Source organism: Devosia sp., assembly GCF_030689745.1.
Classification (GTDB): Bacteria; Pseudomonadota; Alphaproteobacteria; order Rhizobiales; family Devosiaceae; genus Devosia; species Devosia alba.
Genome location: NZ_JAUYGL010000080.1, coordinates 1 through 15,889 on the forward strand (window position 1 = coordinate 1; position 15,889 = coordinate 15,889).

The 15,889-nt window shown below is 60.9% G+C and carries 13 protein-coding genes; 1 reads left to right on the plus strand and 12 read right to left on the minus strand.

The window, feature by feature from the left end; translation table 11 throughout:
* Positions 1-135: 135 nt before the first annotated feature.
* From Q8O80_RS07105 to Q8O80_RS07145, 9 genes are all read right to left on the minus strand, one after another.
* On the minus strand, positions 136-918 hold the full coding sequence (locus Q8O80_RS07105; protein ID WP_305578398.1) for a ThuA domain-containing protein: 783 nt from the start codon (positions 916-918) through the stop codon (positions 136-138).
* Positions 919-1,093: 175 nt separating this feature from the next.
* The gene (locus Q8O80_RS07110; protein WP_305578400.1) at positions 1,094-2,101 is read right to left on the minus strand and encodes an ABC transporter ATP-binding protein; all 1,008 of its coding nucleotides are present in this window, start codon (positions 2,099-2,101) and stop codon (positions 1,094-1,096) included.
* Between the two features lie 12 nt (positions 2,102-2,113).
* On the minus strand, positions 2,114-2,959 hold the full coding sequence (locus Q8O80_RS07115; RefSeq protein WP_305578402.1) for a carbohydrate ABC transporter permease: 846 nt from the start codon (positions 2,957-2,959) through the stop codon (positions 2,114-2,116).
* Positions 2,959-3,936, minus strand: a complete 978-nt coding sequence (locus tag Q8O80_RS07120) for a carbohydrate ABC transporter permease (RefSeq protein WP_305578404.1) — start codon at positions 3,934-3,936, stop codon at positions 2,959-2,961. Before Q8O80_RS07120 ends, Q8O80_RS07115 begins: the two co-directional genes overlap by 1 nt.
* A gap of 83 nt (positions 3,937-4,019) precedes the next feature.
* The gene (locus Q8O80_RS07125) at positions 4,020-5,288 is read right to left on the minus strand and encodes an ABC transporter substrate-binding protein (RefSeq protein ID WP_305578406.1); all 1,269 of its coding nucleotides are present in this window, start codon (positions 5,286-5,288) and stop codon (positions 4,020-4,022) included.
* Between the two features lie 631 nt (positions 5,289-5,919).
* Positions 5,920-6,924 carry an ABC transporter ATP-binding protein gene (locus Q8O80_RS07130; protein WP_305578408.1) on the minus strand — a complete coding sequence of 335 codons (1,005 nt, stop codon included), beginning with the start codon at positions 6,922-6,924 and terminating at the stop codon, positions 5,920-5,922.
* Between the two features lie 59 nt (positions 6,925-6,983).
* Complete coding sequence (locus Q8O80_RS07135; RefSeq protein WP_305578420.1) at positions 6,984-8,072, minus strand: carbohydrate ABC transporter permease; 1,089 nt, start codon at positions 8,070-8,072, stop codon at positions 6,984-6,986.
* 116 nt (positions 8,073-8,188) lie between these two features.
* Positions 8,189-9,196, minus strand: coding sequence for a carbohydrate ABC transporter permease (locus tag Q8O80_RS07140; RefSeq protein ID WP_371136133.1), 1,008 nt, complete (start codon positions 9,194-9,196; stop codon positions 8,189-8,191).
* 94 nt (positions 9,197-9,290) lie between these two features.
* On the minus strand, positions 9,291-10,640 hold the full coding sequence (locus tag Q8O80_RS07145) for an ABC transporter substrate-binding protein (protein WP_305578421.1): 1,350 nt from the start codon (positions 10,638-10,640) through the stop codon (positions 9,291-9,293).
* Between the two features lie 499 nt (positions 10,641-11,139).
* On the opposite strand from Q8O80_RS07145, the gene Q8O80_RS07150 reads away from it, so the two are divergent.
* Entirely contained in the window at positions 11,140-12,156 is a 1,017-nt protein-coding gene (locus Q8O80_RS07150; RefSeq protein ID WP_305578412.1) for a LacI family DNA-binding transcriptional regulator, read from the plus strand.
* Between the two features lie 3 nt (positions 12,157-12,159).
* Here the strand turns inward: Q8O80_RS07150 and Q8O80_RS07155 are convergent, their stop codons facing one another.
* Genes Q8O80_RS07155 through Q8O80_RS07165 form a run of 3 tightly spaced genes read right to left on the minus strand, consistent with a single transcriptional unit; the run spans position 12,160 to position 15,859 of the window.
* Positions 12,160-13,251, minus strand: a complete 1,092-nt coding sequence (locus Q8O80_RS07155) for a DUF1513 domain-containing protein (RefSeq protein WP_305578415.1) — start codon at positions 13,249-13,251, stop codon at positions 12,160-12,162.
* Positions 13,252-13,253: 2 nt separating this feature from the next.
* The gene (locus Q8O80_RS07160) at positions 13,254-14,348 is read right to left on the minus strand and encodes an imelysin family protein (protein ID WP_305578417.1); all 1,095 of its coding nucleotides are present in this window, start codon (positions 14,346-14,348) and stop codon (positions 13,254-13,256) included.
* Positions 14,348-15,859, minus strand: a complete 1,512-nt coding sequence (locus Q8O80_RS07165; protein ID WP_305578419.1) for a di-heme oxidoredictase family protein — start codon at positions 15,857-15,859, stop codon at positions 14,348-14,350. The genes Q8O80_RS07160 and Q8O80_RS07165 overlap by 1 nt, the downstream gene beginning before the upstream one ends.
* Positions 15,860-15,889: the final 30 nt, after the last annotated feature.

Genomic DNA, 15,889 nt, shown 5'->3' on the forward strand with positions numbered 1-15,889 from the left:
ATGTTCAAAATAACCGATGTCATTCCGGCGCAGGCCGCAATCCATCCTGAAATCCGTCCCTACTACACCACCCGGGGTGCACCCCGGCCTGCGCCGGGGTCACCGTGGCTGAGGCCAGGGAAAAGCAAAGTCCCCCTACCGGAACCCTTCCTCACGGCCATGATGCAACTTGGGGCCGCGCTCTTCGATCTTTTCCAGCGCGTCCTCCACCGGCCTATTGGGCGCATCGAGCAGTTCGGGGTGCTGGCTGGCATTGTAGGCCCAGTTCACCGCATTGCGTAGCACCAGCCCGACAGTGTCGTCGTGATAGGTCGGATAGGTCTCGTGGCCCGGGCGGAAGTAGAAGATATTGCCCGCACCCCGGCGATAGGTCAGCCCGCTGCGGAACACTTCCCCACCCTGGAACCAGCTGACAAACACCGTTTCCAGCGGCTCGGGCACACTGAACGGCTCACCATACATTTCTTCCATTTCCAACTCGAAATAGGCCGGCAGGCCCTTGGCGATCGGGTGGCCCGGCGTGGTCACCCACAGCCGTTCGCGTTCACCCGCCTCACGCCAGTGCAGGGCGCAGGGCGCGCCCATCAAACGCTTGAAAATCTTGGAAAAATGCGCCGAATGCAGCACGATCAGGCCCATGCCTTCCCACACCCGCTGGGCGATCCGCTCGACAATCTCGTCGGCCACCTCACCATGGGCCGCATGCCCCCACCACACCAGCACATCGGTCTCGGCCAGCGCCGCGACACTGCAGCCATGCTCGGGCTCCTGCAGCGTCGTGGTCTTGGTCACGATATTGCTGTCGCTGGCCAGCAGCCTGGCAATCTGATTGTGCATCCCCTCGGGATAATTGTCGGCGACAATCTTGTTCTTCTGCTCGTGAACATTCTCGCCCCAAACCAGGGTACGGATTGGCATGGATAGTCTCCTGTTGTGGTGCAGCGGGGAGGCGCTGCACAATATCGAATTGTCCCGTCATCTGGCGATGGCCGGCCGCCCTGCACACGCAGAATGACACCGGCCAGGGCCGGGGTGAACCGGTATGCGGTGCGGTGACGCCCGCTACCGAGGCCATTCACATGTTTTTTTGATGTCAGGCGCTGGGTCTGCCTGCCGCGTCGAAACGGTGAATCTTGTCCATCATCGGCGAGATCTGCACCACATCGCCGCTCCGGTAGTTATTGGCGCCGTCGAGCCGGACCACGACTGGCTCTTCAGTACCCATTTCGAGATACACATAACTGTCGGCGCCCAGATTCTCAGTATGGATAACCTTGCCCGACCAGGTACCGTTTTCGGGCACAATGGTCAGGTGCTCGCCACGGACACCCACGGTATGGGCACCTAGTTGCTCGGCACGTTCGCCGCCGATGAAGTTCATCTTGGGTGAGCCGATAAACCCCGCCACAAACACCGAATTGGGCGTTTCATACAGCTCCATGGGGGTGCCAACCTGTTCGATTACCCCGTCACGCAGCACGCAGATACGGTCTGCCAGCGTCATGGCCTCGACCTGATCATGGGTCACATAGATCATGGTGACGTTGTCCATCTCCTCGTGCAGCTTGGCGATCTCGATCCGCGTCGCCACCCGCAGCGCCGCATCCAGATTGCTCAGCGGCTCATCAAACAGAAACACCTTGGGATCGCGTGTGATCGCCCGGCCAATCGCCACACGTTGCCGCTGGCCGCCCGAGAGCTGCTTGGGCAGGCGGTCCAGATACGGCGTGATCTGCAACATCTCCGCCGCCTTTTCCACGCGCTGGCGAATCTCGTCCTTGTGGTGGCCCTTCTCCAGCGTCAACCCGAACGCCATATTATCGTACACCGTCATGTGCGGGTACAGCGCATAGCTCTGGAATACCATGGCAATGCCGCGTTTGGATGGGGCCAGCGCATTGACCACCTTGCCGTCAAACAGCATGTCACCCGAGGTGATGTCCTCCAGCCCCGAAATCAGCCGCAGCAGCGTGGACTTGCCGCAACCCGAAGGCCCGACGAACACCATGAACTCGCCCTTGCGGACTTCCAGGTCGACGCCCTTGATCACCTCGACAACGCCAAAGGACTTGCGGATATTGCGCAGCTCGATGCTTGCCATTTTGTTGACTCCTTAGCCTTTGACGCCGCCGGCGGTCAGGCCGCTGACAATCTTGCGCTGGAACACCAGCACCAGGAACACCAGCGGCACGGTGACGATCACCGAAGCGGCCATGATGATTCCCCAGGGGATTTCGTATTGCGAACCGCCCGACAGCAGCGCAATGGCCACCGGTACCGTCCGTGTCTCGTTCGACGAGGTAAAGGTCAGCGCGAACAGGAATTCGTTCCACGCTCCAATGAAGGCCAACAGACCGGTGGTTACCAGCGCCGGCCACATCAGCGGCATGAACACCCGGGTGATGATCACCCAGGGGCTGGCGCCATCGACAATTGCCGCTTCCTCGATTTCGACCGGCAGGTCACGCATGAAGGTGGTCAGCACCCACACCGTGAACGGCAGCGTGAAGATGGTGTAGGAGAAGATGAGCGCCCAGGGCGTGTTATAGATACCAAGGAACCGGATTACCTCGAACAGCCCGGCCAGCACCGCAATCTGCGGAAACATCGACACGGCCAGGATCACCATCAATAGCAGGCCACGCCCGCGAAACTGCACGCGACTGAGCGCGAACGCCGCCGTCACGGCCAGGAACAGCGCCAGCAGCACCGTGACTGTGGCCACGAACACCGAATTCAGCAGATTGCGCGGAAAGCTGCCCTGATTGAGCACTGCACTATAATTCTCCCACGAAAACGACACCGGCCAATAGGTCACCCGGAAAATGTCGGTACCCGATTTGAAGCTGGTCAGAATGGCGTAGTAGAACGGGAACACCGACACCACCACAATGACCACCACCAGCGCGTAGAACAGCACGGTCTTGGTGATTTTCCAGAGATCGAATGTCGCGCCCATCAGCGATCTCCCCCGTCAAACCGCACCTGGCCCAGCCAGATATAGAGGATGGTCAATACCGCGATGATCAGGAACAGCAGGGTCGACATCGCCGAGCCATAGGCAAACTTGTCGAAATCGAACAGATTTTCGCGCGCCAGCACACTCATGGTCTTGGTGGCCGCGCTATTGGGCGTCAGCACGTAAATCAGGTCAAAAATCCGCAGCGCATCGAGCAGGCGGAAGATGATGGCGACCATCAGGGCGGGGCGGACCAAGGGAAGCGTGATGGCAAAGAACTGCTTGACCGGATGCACCCCATCCAGCTCTGCCGCTTCGTAGATATCCTTGGGCACCATCTGTAGCCCGGCCAGGATCAGCAGCGCCATAAACGGCGTGGTCTTCCAGATATCGACAATCAGCACGGCCTGCATCGCCGTATCGGCGCTGGCAGTCCAGGCCACTTTCTGGCTCAGCAGACCCAGTCGCAGGCCCAGATCGTTGAGAATACCGAACTGGTCATTCAGCATCCAGGCCCAGATCTTGGCCGACACAATGGTCGGAATGGCCCAGGGGATCAGGATGGCGGCGCGCACAATGCCGCGGCCGCGGAATTCGGCATTCAGCACCAGGGCAACAATCATGCCCAGTACCGCTTCAAAACTCACCGACCAGAAGGCAAAGCGCAGCGTATTCCACACTGCATTCCACCAAGCGCTATCCACCAGCAGGCCGCGATAAATCGTCTTGCCGCTCGCCAGCGTGGTCCAACGCAGATAATTGCCAAAACCGATGAACTCAGCGCCGTACAGGTCGGTCAACGATGCATCGGTGAAGGAGAAATAGATCGAACGCAGCAGCGGCCAACCCGCCACCACGCTGAGCGCCGCCAGCATTGGCAGCAGAAACCAGCGCGCTGCCGCCAGCCGCTGCCTGCTCAGTTCTGAAATGATCTTGGGCGCACGCAGCGTGATTGGCGCCATGGCATCGCTGGCCATCGTCTTTCCTCCCCTGTCGCTATTGGTATCGGTCGGGGCGGGCGGCAATTTGACCTGCCGTCCGCCCGCAGTCCTGGGAGGACTTACCAGCCTTCGCCCTTGAGCTCGGTCAGGTCGGCTTCAAGAACTTCAAGGTTCTCAGCCGCTGAACCATTGCCCGACAGCGTTTCATGCACCGCGCTCCAGAACAGCGAGGAAACTTCGTTGTATTTCACCTTGGTTGGCGCCGAGGGCCGTGGCACCGCGTTCAGGAACACCTCTTTCCAGCTCGGGATGATCGGCTGCGCGGCGGCAACATCGGCATCGTCATACAGTGCCACGATGGTCGGCAGGTTGGACTGCATGATGGCGCGCTCTTTCTGCACCTCGCTCGAGGACAGGTACATGGCCAGTTTGATCGCCTCTTCCGGATCGGGAGAGTATTTGGACACCGCAACATTCCAGCCGCCCAGCGTTGCCGCCGAACGCGCGCCCTCGCCATCACCCTTGGGCAGTGGCGCCACGTCGAACAGCCCCTTCACCGCCGAGTCATCGCCATTGCCCAACTGATAGGCATAGGGCCAGTTGCGCATGAACACGGCATTGCCGAGCTGCCACACGCCGCGGCTTTCCTCTTCCTGGTAAGCCAGATTGCCTTCCGGCGAGATGGTGCCAATCCAGCTAGCGGCACGGTCGATGGCAGCTGCAGCCTGTGGGTTGTTGATCGAGATGGTGCCATCGGCTTCCACGATCTGGCCGCCGCCATTGGACACCACCCATTCCAGCGCGTCGCAGGTCAGGCCTTCATAGGCGTTACCCTGAAACACAAAGCCGTACATGTCCGCCGCGCCTGCGGCGCGTTCGGCATCCATGATCTCCTGCGCAGTGGCAGTCATTTCATCCCAGGTGGTAGGCACCGTTTTGTTATGCTTTTCCAGCAGATCCTTGCGGTAGTACAGCGCGGGCGCATCGGTGAAGGCGGGCATGGCGACCAGTCGGCCATCCACGGTCTGCGACTCAATGATCGAGGGGAAGTGCTCTCCTACAACGTCCTTGGCCGCATCGGTCAGATCGAGGAACTGCTCAGCCAGTTGCGGCGCCCAGATCACGTCGGTCTGGTACACGTCGATATCGGCATTTCCCGCCGCCAGCCACAGGCGATACTGGCCGAACTGGTCCGAGGTCGAGGACGGCATCGGCACGATGGTGACGGTATTGCCGGTATCGGCTTCGAATTTGTCGAGCTGGCCGCGCAGGAATTCAAGGCCCGTGCCGGTATCGCCCGAAACCATAGACAGTTCGGCCGCCTGTGCGGTACCCATCACCAGCGTCACGCTCGTCAGCAGACCAACGAGCAGCGTGTTCATTTTCATTAGATATCCTCCCGAATTAAACAGTCTTGGGAAGGGCACGGCTAACCGCCAGCAGCTCAGGACTGCCTCGCTCCGTCCCTTCCCAAAGCCCCCTGCCGCGGCTGTCTCGCCAGCGTTCAAAGCGCTTTGGCTGAAAAGTAACCAGAGCCTCGAATTTCTGTCAAGCGTCGACGCGCAGCCTGTCCTGATGAATCTGGGGACTGAACAGAAATATCTTTTATTTTCAGTGATTTATGGAAAAGCGTCCGATGATCTAGACGCTAAGCCAGCAATCCAGCTGACGTACGCACCTCAAAACGCCCGCGTCGCCGCCCGATAGAATGGAAAAATTTGAAACCGCTTTGAGATTTCAGACGAGTTCATTGCCATCCAGCCGATCGCGGTGGACGTTACGAACCCGCGAGAGGGTGTTCAGCAGAAGTGGCTCCACTTTTGCTACTGCACTTTTGCTATTCGAAAACGCGACCTGTCAGAGACTTGGAGCGATTTTCGCAGTTTCTTCAGCGGAACGGTGGTGAGAAAGAGCGCCAAGCTGTTCCCGCGGCGACCCTAGCAGACATGTGCACCTGCTTGGCCCAGCTCGAAGGCTTATCGGCGAACATCTGGTCCGTCTCCAGCATCATGCCAGCAGTCAGGCGATTGGCTTTCCGTCCGCATCAAAGCGATGGATCTTGTCGTCCAGCGGCGAGAAGTGGATGGCGTCGCCACTGCGATATTTGGTCGAGCCGTCCACCCGCACTACCACCGGGTCTTCCTGGCCCATGTCAATATAGACATAGCTGTCCGCACCCAGATTTTCCGTGTGGATCACGGTGCCGCTCCAGGCGCCACCATCAGGCGAAACGGTCATGTGTTCGCTGCGCACCCCTACGGTATGGGCATTGAAGGGCTTGGCCTTGTCGCCCTCAATCAGGTTCATTTGCGGCGAGCCGATGAAACTGGCCACGAACAGCGATTCCGGCCGCTCATACAGGTCCATCGGCGTGCCGACCTGTTCGACCCGACCATCGCGCAGCACGCAGATCCGGTCGGCCAGCGTCATCGCTTCGACCTGATCATGGGTCACATAGATCATGGTAGTCTTGTTCAGGTCTTCATGCAGCTTGGCGATCTGGATGCGGGTGGCCACGCGCAGCGCGGCGTCCAGATTACTCAGCGGCTCGTCGAACAGGAACACCTTGGGGTCGCGCACAATCGCCCGGCCAATGGCCACGCGCTGACGCTGGCCGCCTGAAAGCTGGCCCGGCAGGCGCTGCAGATAAGGCGTCAGCTGCAACTGCTCTGCGGCGGCTGCCACCTTGCTTTCAATCTCGTCCTTGGGCGCGTTGGCGATCTTGAGCGCATAGGCCATGTTGTCGAACACGCTCATATGCGGATAGAGCGCATAGGACTGGAACACCATGGCGATACCGCGCTTGGATGGCGCGCGGTCATTGACCACCTCGCCGTCGATCTCCAGCGTTCCCCCGGTGATTTCCTCCAGCCCGGCAATGCAGCGCAACAGGGTCGACTTGCCGCAGCCCGATGGCCCGACAAACACCATGAACTCACCCGACCTGATGTCGAGATTGATATGCTTGAGCACCTCGACTTGGCCATAACGCTTGCTGAGGTCGGTGAGCTTGAGGTTTGTCACGATCCGCTCTTCTTTCTTCAAATGATCCGCCCGGGGCAGATGCAGGCCGCTTGCCCGACTTACTTGACTGAACCCGCCAGCAGCCCGCGCACGAAGTAGCGCTGCAGCGCAAAGAACACGATCAGCGGCACCACAATGGTGATGAACGCGCCCGCCGTGAGGATTTCCCAGTTATTGCCGCGCGAGCCGAGCAGGCTGACCAGCTTGCCGGTCAGCACCAGACGATCCTGCTGCGCACCCAGAAACACCATGGCCACCAGCAGATCGTTCCAGACCCACAGGAACTGGAAGATCGAGAACGAGGCCAGCGCCGGAAAGCTCAGCGGCAAGACCATGCCAGTAAAGATCTTGAAGTGCGACGCGCCGTCAATGCGCGCCGATTCCATGATTTCCTTGGGCAGGCCCACCATGTAATTGCGCAGCAAATAGATCGCCAGCGGCAGGCCGAACGCGGTGTGAGCCAGCCAGATGCCGAGATAGGTTTTCCCGTCCTCGGCCCCGAACAACTGCGCCAGCTGATTATACAGCGTGAGCAGCGGAATCAGCGACATCTGCAGCGGCACTACCAGCAGCCCCACCACCAGCGCCACGATGAAGCCGCGAAACGGAAACCGCATCCAGGCCAGCGCATAGGCGGCAAAGGCCGCAATCAGAATGGGGATGATAGTGGCTGGAATGGTGACGGTGAACGAGTTGATAAAACTGCGCCACACCCCGTTGGACGTCAGCACTTCGTAGTAATTGTCGAGGGTGAAGCGCGGGGCGATCGTCGCCAGGTAAAAAATGCGCGGCCCGCGCGTATGGGTGAACTCGGTATCGGAGGTCCACTCGAAGCCACCATCGGCCGCCACTGAAATGGTCCCGCCCTCCTTCATCGCCATGCTGCCGCCTGGCTCTGTCGCTGCCGGCTCACCATTGCTCAGGCCAAACCCGCCCAATTGCTTGTTGGTGTCACTGCCAAACAGGTTGCCCCGGATCACGAAGTGACCGGCTTCAGCAACCTGCTCGGCTGCCGTGCCGATCCGGGTTACCCCGAGCGCTTCGGACGCACTCAGCGCCGTCCACCAGCCAGACACGGCCAATTGGTCCTTGTCGCGCAGCGACGAGACCAGCAGCCCCACCGTTGGCAGAGTCCAAAGCGCCACCATCAGCAGCAGCAGGATATGGGTCAGCACCCGCCCCAACCGGATACGGGCAAACCAGTTCTTGCGCCGCACCTCGTATTTGACAGCATCCAGATCGGCAGATTCGGTGACAGCAGTCATTAGCGTGTCCCCTGCTCGGCATTGGCGCGGCGAATGTTCCAGATCATGATCGGCAGCACCGCCAGCATGATCACCACGGCAATGGCCGAGCCCCGGCCATAGTCAAAATTCACAAACATCCACTTGAACATGAGGTTGGCCAGCACTTCGGTGTCCCACTGCCCATTGGTCATGGCAAAAATGATGTCGAACACCTTGAGCACTACAATGGTGATCGTGGTCCACACCACCACAATGGTGCCCATGATCTGCGGGATCATGATGTCAAAGAAGATTCGCACATCGCTGGCGCCATCAATCCGGGCGGCCTCCAGCGATTCCTCGGGAATGCCACGCAGCGCAGCCGACAGGATCACCATGGCAAAGCCAGTCTGGATCCACACCAGAATGATCATCAGGAACACCGAGTTCCAGAACGGAATGGTGATCCAGGCCTGCGGCGGCAGCCCGAACCCCGTGACGATGGCGTTCAGCAGGCCGATCTGCACATCGCCTTCGCCGCGATAGTCATAGACGAAGCGCCAGATCACCGAAGCACCAACGAAGGAAATCGCCATCGGCATGAACACCAGGGACTTGGCAATATTGCCCCACCACAGCTTGTCCGCCAGCACCGCGATCACCAGTCCGAACGCCGTCGCCAGTGACGGCACGATGATCAGCCACATCGCGTTGTTCAGGATCGAGCGCTGGAAATTGCCGTCCGACAGCGCCCAGGTGTAATTGGCAAAGCCAACGAAATTCTGTCCGGTCTTGTCGAGCAGGCTGAGCCTTAGCGTCTCGAACACCGGGTAGACGAGATAGACCGACAGGAACAACAGCGCTGGCAGCAGGAACAACCAGGGCCTTATGCTGTCGCGCAGTCTGTCGCGCCGCGTCTCGGCATCGCCGTCCACATTGTCTGAATTCAAGAACCGGTCGAGGAGCCAGTTGGTACCCCAGAAATAGGCGACACAGGCGGCCAGCGCCACGCCAATAGCCAGTGCGGCACCAAACAACTGCTGCAGTACATCGCCCACTTATGGCCCTCCCTGTCTCCGATAGTCTTTTTTGTGGGGCCGGCGCACACGCCGACCCCCGCATTCAGCTAGTATAGCCAGACTACTTGATCGCGTCCCAGCTGGCCTGGATTTCACCACCAACTTCCTGCGCCGACTTGCCGCCGACGAAGTCCACCATGCCGGTCCAGAAGCTGCCGGCGCCGATGGCGCCTGGCATCAGATCCGAGCCATCAAAGCGGAACGTCGTCGCATTGAGCAGGATTTCGCCTTCGCCCTTGAGCGTGTCATTGGCATAAGTCTCGACATTGGCCGCCTTGAGCGTCGACAGAAAGCCCGATTGCGCCATCCAGATTTCATTGGAGAGCGGGTTCATCAGGAAGTCGATGAATGCCTGCGCCGCTGGCGAATCCTTGGTCACCACGGCCAGGGTGCCGGCACCCAGAACGGGCTTGCCCAGATCACGCTCGGTCGATGCCGGGAAGTAGAAGAAGTCGGCATCAACACCCAGATCGGTACCTTCCGGGAAGAAGGATGGGATGAACGACGCCTGATGGTGCATGTAGCAGGCCGGTGGCACCGCAAACAGGCCCAGCGGGCTTTCGCGGAAATCGGTGGTGCCAACAGCAGCCACGCCACCGGCAACATTGGCTTCGGTCTTGGCGAACCAGCCGAATTCTTCCAGCGCGGCAATCACCTTGGGATCGTTGAACTTGAGGTCATTGCTGACCCAGGCATCATAATCCTCGGGCGTATTGATCCGCAACATGATGTCTTCGATCCAGTCGGTCGCCGGCCAGCCAGTCGCGCCGCCTGAACCCAGCCCGATGCACCAGGGCGTCTTGCCATCGGCTACCATCTGCTCGGTCAGGGCCTTGAGGTCTTCATAGCTCTCCGGCACTTCATAGCCGGCATCGGCGAAGTTGTCGGGCGAGTACCACACCAGCGACTTCAGATCGGACTTGTAGGGAATGGCATAGAATTCGTCAGCGCCAGCCGCGTCCTTGTAGGTGCCCAGCGACACGAATGAGGAACCGGCAGCATGTTCGGATTCGACGCGGGCCTTGAGCTCGTCCGACAGCGGCACGAGATAGCCCTTCGAGGCCATGTCGGCCAGCAGGCCCGGCTGCGGCAGGATGGTGACATTGGCGGGCGAACCGGCGGCCGCATCAATCTGGGCCTGCTGCTCGTAGTTCTCCGAGGATGCGTACTTAACCGTCGCGCCAGTGGCATCTTCAAAATAGGCAATGACGGTCAGGAACATTTCCTGGTCGCCGCCTTCGCGCCACGGACCCCAGACCGTTACGGTCTGACCCGCCAGATCACCATGCGCAGCAGCGAATTCTTCCAGCGCGCTCCAGCTGAAGGCGCCTTCGCCCTTGGGGAATATCAGATCCGCTGCCTGCACATTCGTTGCGGCCAGCGAGACACCAAGCAGCATTGCCGTCGCCATCATATTGATTTTCATAGATTCTCTCCCAATGAAGTCGAGTCTGAGACTTTAGTCTACCGCCCCGACGCCTTGGCGTCGATATCAGCGGCCCGTCTCTTGCCAACGCCCGAGTGATCCGTCATTTCGCGGCAATCTCAAAGCGCTTTGAACAAGGAAACAACCAGAGCACTCGTTTTCTGTCAAGCGTCGGAACCGGAGCAGACCTTGGGGAGTACGTGCTTTCGGACGTTTTTCTTATCTGATCAATGGCTTGCTGCCTCCGGTCGGCGGGCGTCTGCCGTATCAGCGGACTCGCCCTGGAGCCCCGTGCCCCGTCACCACAACGAAGCCCACCCTCTTGCATCAAATATTCAAATCGCTTTGAATGGGCACAGAGAAGCCCATAGGAAATGCTGTTAACGGCGGCCTATCTGCCCTAAGACAAGGCGATCAGGGGCGCAACCATGTCAGGATCTGCCGTCAGCATTGGTCATGTCGGCCTTTGGGACCAGTAAGAACCATGAGACTGAAGGATCTGGCCGAACATCTCGGCCTATCGCAAACCACTGTCAGCCGGGCACTCAATGGCTATCCCGAAGTCAACGAGGCGACACGCCTGCGCGTCACCGAGACTGCGGCCCGTCTCGGCTATCGCCCCAATGCCAACGCCCTGCGCCTCGCCACCGGTCGTGCCGGAGCCATCGGCATGGTCTTGCGCGGCTCCTCCGAATTTGGTCCCCATACCAGCGAGTTCCTCAGCGGCGTCGGCGGCAGGCTGGCCGAAGAGGAAATCGACATCATCGTCACCACCGTCCAGACCTATCAGGACGAAGTCGCCGCCTATCGTCGTCTCGCCGCCAGCCAGAAGGTTGACGCCGTCATCCTGCATTCCCCTACCCAGCACGATGAACGGGCCAAGCTCTTGTTGCAGCTGAATATCCCCTTTGTGCTGCATGGCCGCACCGATATTGGCACGCCTCATGCCTGGCTCGATATCGACAATGCCGGCGCCATGGAGCGCGCCACCGGCCATCTGCTCGATCTGGGCCACCGCCGCATTGCCCTGCTCAACGGCATCAAGGACCGCACCTTTGCCGTGCATCGCGAACGCGGCTACCGCGACGCCCTCAAGGCGCGCGATGTGCCCTACGATGCGACCCTGGTCAGTAACGGCGTATTCAGTGATGAAGTCGCCTTCCGCACGGCCCATGACCTGCTCGAACGCGATCCTCATCCCACCGCCTTCCTGGCCGGTTCAATGATGACAGCGCTCGGTGTCTTCCGTGCCATTCGCCAGGCCGGTCTGGTGCTGGGTAAGGATGTTTCCATGATCGCCCATGACGACGTCTTCCCCTATCTCAACGCCGACAACATGTATCCGTCCATGTCCACCACCCGCTCTTCGATCAGCCAGGCTGGCGTGCGCATCGCCGAGCTGATCCTGCAGATCCTGGGCGGCAAACCCGCCGCCGATATCCATGAGCTCTGGCCGGTCGAACTGGTGCTGCGCGAAAGCACCGGTCCAGCGCCGGGCTAGGCCCTAGCCCACCCGCAGCAAATGGTTGTCGAACTGAAAATCATAGCGTTGCGGCGCGCGCTTGGCCCCGGCCAGTCCAATCATCTCGCCCAATCCGCTGCTGGCAACAAAGCCATCCCCGTCCGCAGCCAGCCCGCAGCCGCTACGCAGCGTCTGCACCAACCTGGGTCGGCCCGCCGCGGCGTCAATCACCACCAGCAGATCGCCCTGCGGCGAAGAAATCGCAATCGTTGCGCCATCAGTCGACGCTGCTACCGAACCCACATAGTTGCGCAGATCAACCAACGTCTCGGCTGGCAGCTCGATCAGGGCGATTTCGCCATCCATGCTGGCGTGCCCCACCAACTGCGGGCTCTCGCTCGGCGCGCCCTTGTACTGGCACCCGAACCACACCCGGCTGCGCGCATCGATCGCCATGTGCCGGATCGACAGCTGATGCAGCCCGGCTGCAAGTCGCAGCTGCCCCACCAACCTGCCGTCGCGCCGATCGATGAACACCACCGAAGGGTCCATGGTTTCGATATTGAGCTCGGCCCGACCATAGTCGGGATGTGTCTCGATGCCGCCATTGGCCACCACCAGACTTACCCCGTCCGGCATCAGCAGCATTTCATGCGGTCCCGTACCATAGGTGGGAAATTCACCCATCCGTCGATAACCATCGGTGGCGTCGTAAATCCCCACCACGCCCCGCGCTGCCTCGAAATCGCTTTCGGTAGCGTAAAGCAGCCTGCCATCCGGCGAGAACACGCCATGGCCGAAGAAGTGGCGCCCGGCGCTGCTGGTCAGCGTTACCGGAACGGCATTGCCGGCCGGGTCAAACACCACGGCAAACGTGCCCGGCTGCCGCGCGAACACCACCCCGCGCCCGGCTGCCCGACTGATGGTGACATCGTGGCCACGATCAGGCAGCGCAATGCCTGCAATCAGCTCACCTGCTTCCCCCAGCAATACCGCGCCATAACTGCCATTGGCCGTCTGCACGGCACTGGCAAACACCAGTTCACTCGCGTCCAGCGCCAGTGCCTGACGCGGCAGCAGGCTGGCGGCAAAACCTGCTCCTGCTGCCTGCAAAAAGGCCCGCCGCTGCCACATGTTCAGTCTCCATCCAGCGCGGAAAATCCCACGCTCAGCCCCAGCGCCGCCGACAATTGTTCGCCGATGATCGACTGCAGCGAACCCGTCACCAGCACCAGATAGCTGAGCGCAGCCGCCTGTTTTTCATCCGCCACCGCGGCCGCTACCGGCAGGGTAATCAGATCCAGTGCCCGGATCGCATTGCGGAACTCGAAATCAATGGTGTTCTCCAGCCCCTGTTGCTTGTCACTCACAGCGCGCGCCGCCCCCGACGCGGCGACCAGTTTGCGCATGCCCTCGATATTGGCACGCGCATAGGCCATGGTCAGGTCCGAGCGCCAGAACACTGCCAGCTTGGGCCGCGCTGCCGCATTGTCACGGGCCATGAAGGCCAGCAAATGCTTGTCGCGCAGGGCCTCCAGCCCGTGCGACACCAGCCCCACCAGGGCCTCCAGCGCCTCGGTCTCGGTGCGATAGTCAGAATAGTCAGGCTGAGGCGTCTGCAAATGGCTGGCAATGCCGTCCGGCCGATACCAATCGTCGGTCAATTCGCCTGCCATCGCCGCAATATTGGCAGCAATCGTCTGGCCATAGCGGCAGCGAAACGCTCCCTCTTGGGCACTCAGCGCCTCTGCCCCGGTGCCAAACAGCACAAATTCCAACGCTCCCAGCCCCTGCACGGCGACGCTCTTGCCTTGCAGGCTCGCCAGTTCGGTTGCCGAAGCGTCCTCGGTGGCCAGAATGGCGTGCACCTGCTTGAGCCCGATACTGCGCCGGTCCGGCCAGAACAGCAGCCGGTCCGCCCGGTTATCTTCCAGCAGCGGGCCCAGCCGCAGGAAGGCGATCGCTCCATAGGCACGCACCACCTGTCCGAATTGGTCCGCGGCAATAGCCAGACTGTCCGCCGATGGCATGGCGCATAGCGCTTCCATAGCCCTGTCCAGCCCGCCACTGGCTTCATCGAGCTGCAATATATTGGGGCGAATGACTTCGGCCACCGCTGCGGCCAACACCGCTTTCGGCGTCACCGGCACCCACGCAGCCTGCTCCGGCATTTGTCCCTGTGCCACACCAGCCCCGAGCACCATCGTCGCGATAGTCAGCAATGCGCGCATTACAGCGACCCCAGAAAACCAAGAAGATCATTCCGCACATCTGGTGACAACGCAGCGAACGCATCGCGCGCCGCCTGTGCTTCCCCGCCGTGCCACAAAATGGCTTCGGTCAGATTGCGGGCCCGCCCGTCATGCAGATAAAAACTGTGCCCGGAAACCGTTTCGGTCAAGCCAATGCCCCACAGCGGCGGCGTGCGCCACTCATAGCCATCCGCCAACCCTTCCGGCCGGTGGTCGGCCAGGCCTTCACCCATATCGTGCAGCAAAAAGTCACTATAGGGCCAGATCAGCTGGAACCGGAGCGCCGGGTTCTCCGCGTCCCGACTGGTGACGAATTTGGGCGTATGGCAGTTGGCGCAGCCCGTCGCGTAGAAGGCCTGCTTGCCGGCCAGCACCGCTGGCGTGTCCACGTCGCGCCGCTCCGGCACACCCAGCGTCTGCGCATAGAATGTCACGAGCTCCATCACCGGATCGGGCGCTTCGCTAGGCCCCAGCCGCGCCTGCTCCCCGGTCGGCATGGCCAGGCATTCCACCTGTTTTGCCGTGCAATCACCATAGGGCTTGTTCACCAGCGGCGAACCTATCCCGATATCGCCAGCAAAGGCCGATGCCGACTGGCGGGCGATGCTTGCCTGGCCGGCCTTCCAGCCAAACCGCCCGAGTTGCACCGATTGGGTGGCCGGATCGATCGTCCAGTTTGCCCGCCCCGAAATCCCGTCGCCATCAGCATCCTCGGGATCGGCATGGGCCAGGATATCGGCGACCGGCACCTGCTCGACCAGCCCCAGCCCGATCATCGGATTGGCGATGCGGGGCGACAACATCACATCGTCGGCCAGCGGCCCGTAATTGAGGTCCGTCACCGTGTAGTGCGGCGCACGCAGGGTCACCACCGTCCCGTCGCCCAGCGTCACTGGCAGATCACTATAATCGATCACCATGCGGCCCTCGGCCTTCAGGCCCGGCACGGCAAAATCCTGCAACTGGGTACCATAGGTAGGGTCACCCACCTCATCGGCGAAAAATCCATCCACCGCGACCCGCCTGTCGTCCCCGCCCGGCGGCACCGATAGCCGCAGGAACATCGAGACATTCTCCGCCTGTCCCTCGAATGGCGGGTGCCCGCGCCCGTCCTTGAGGTGGCAGCTCTGGCAGCCCCGCGCATTGAACAGCGGCCCCAACCCGTCCGACGCCTGGGTGGAGCTGGGCGAACTCACCCAGATCTTGCGGAACAACGCATTGCCCAGCTTGAACTGCTCTTCCTGCTCAAAGCTGAGATTGTCGAGAAAATGGCTGAAGGAATCGGCATTGGCCGCAAAGCGCGTCGTGCCCTTGCCCGCCGGCTTGGCCTCGAAATTCTCTGCCTTGCTGAAATCGCGCGTCGGTGCCGTTACCCGCTGCACCCGCGCCAGATCGTCCGGCGTCAAATCGCTGCGCACCGCACCGTCCTGGGCAAGGGTCAGGCCGCCGAATAGCACGGCGACAAGAGCAATGGTGAGACGAGTTTTCATGGCTCTGCCTGTTTCCGGCTATAGCGCACC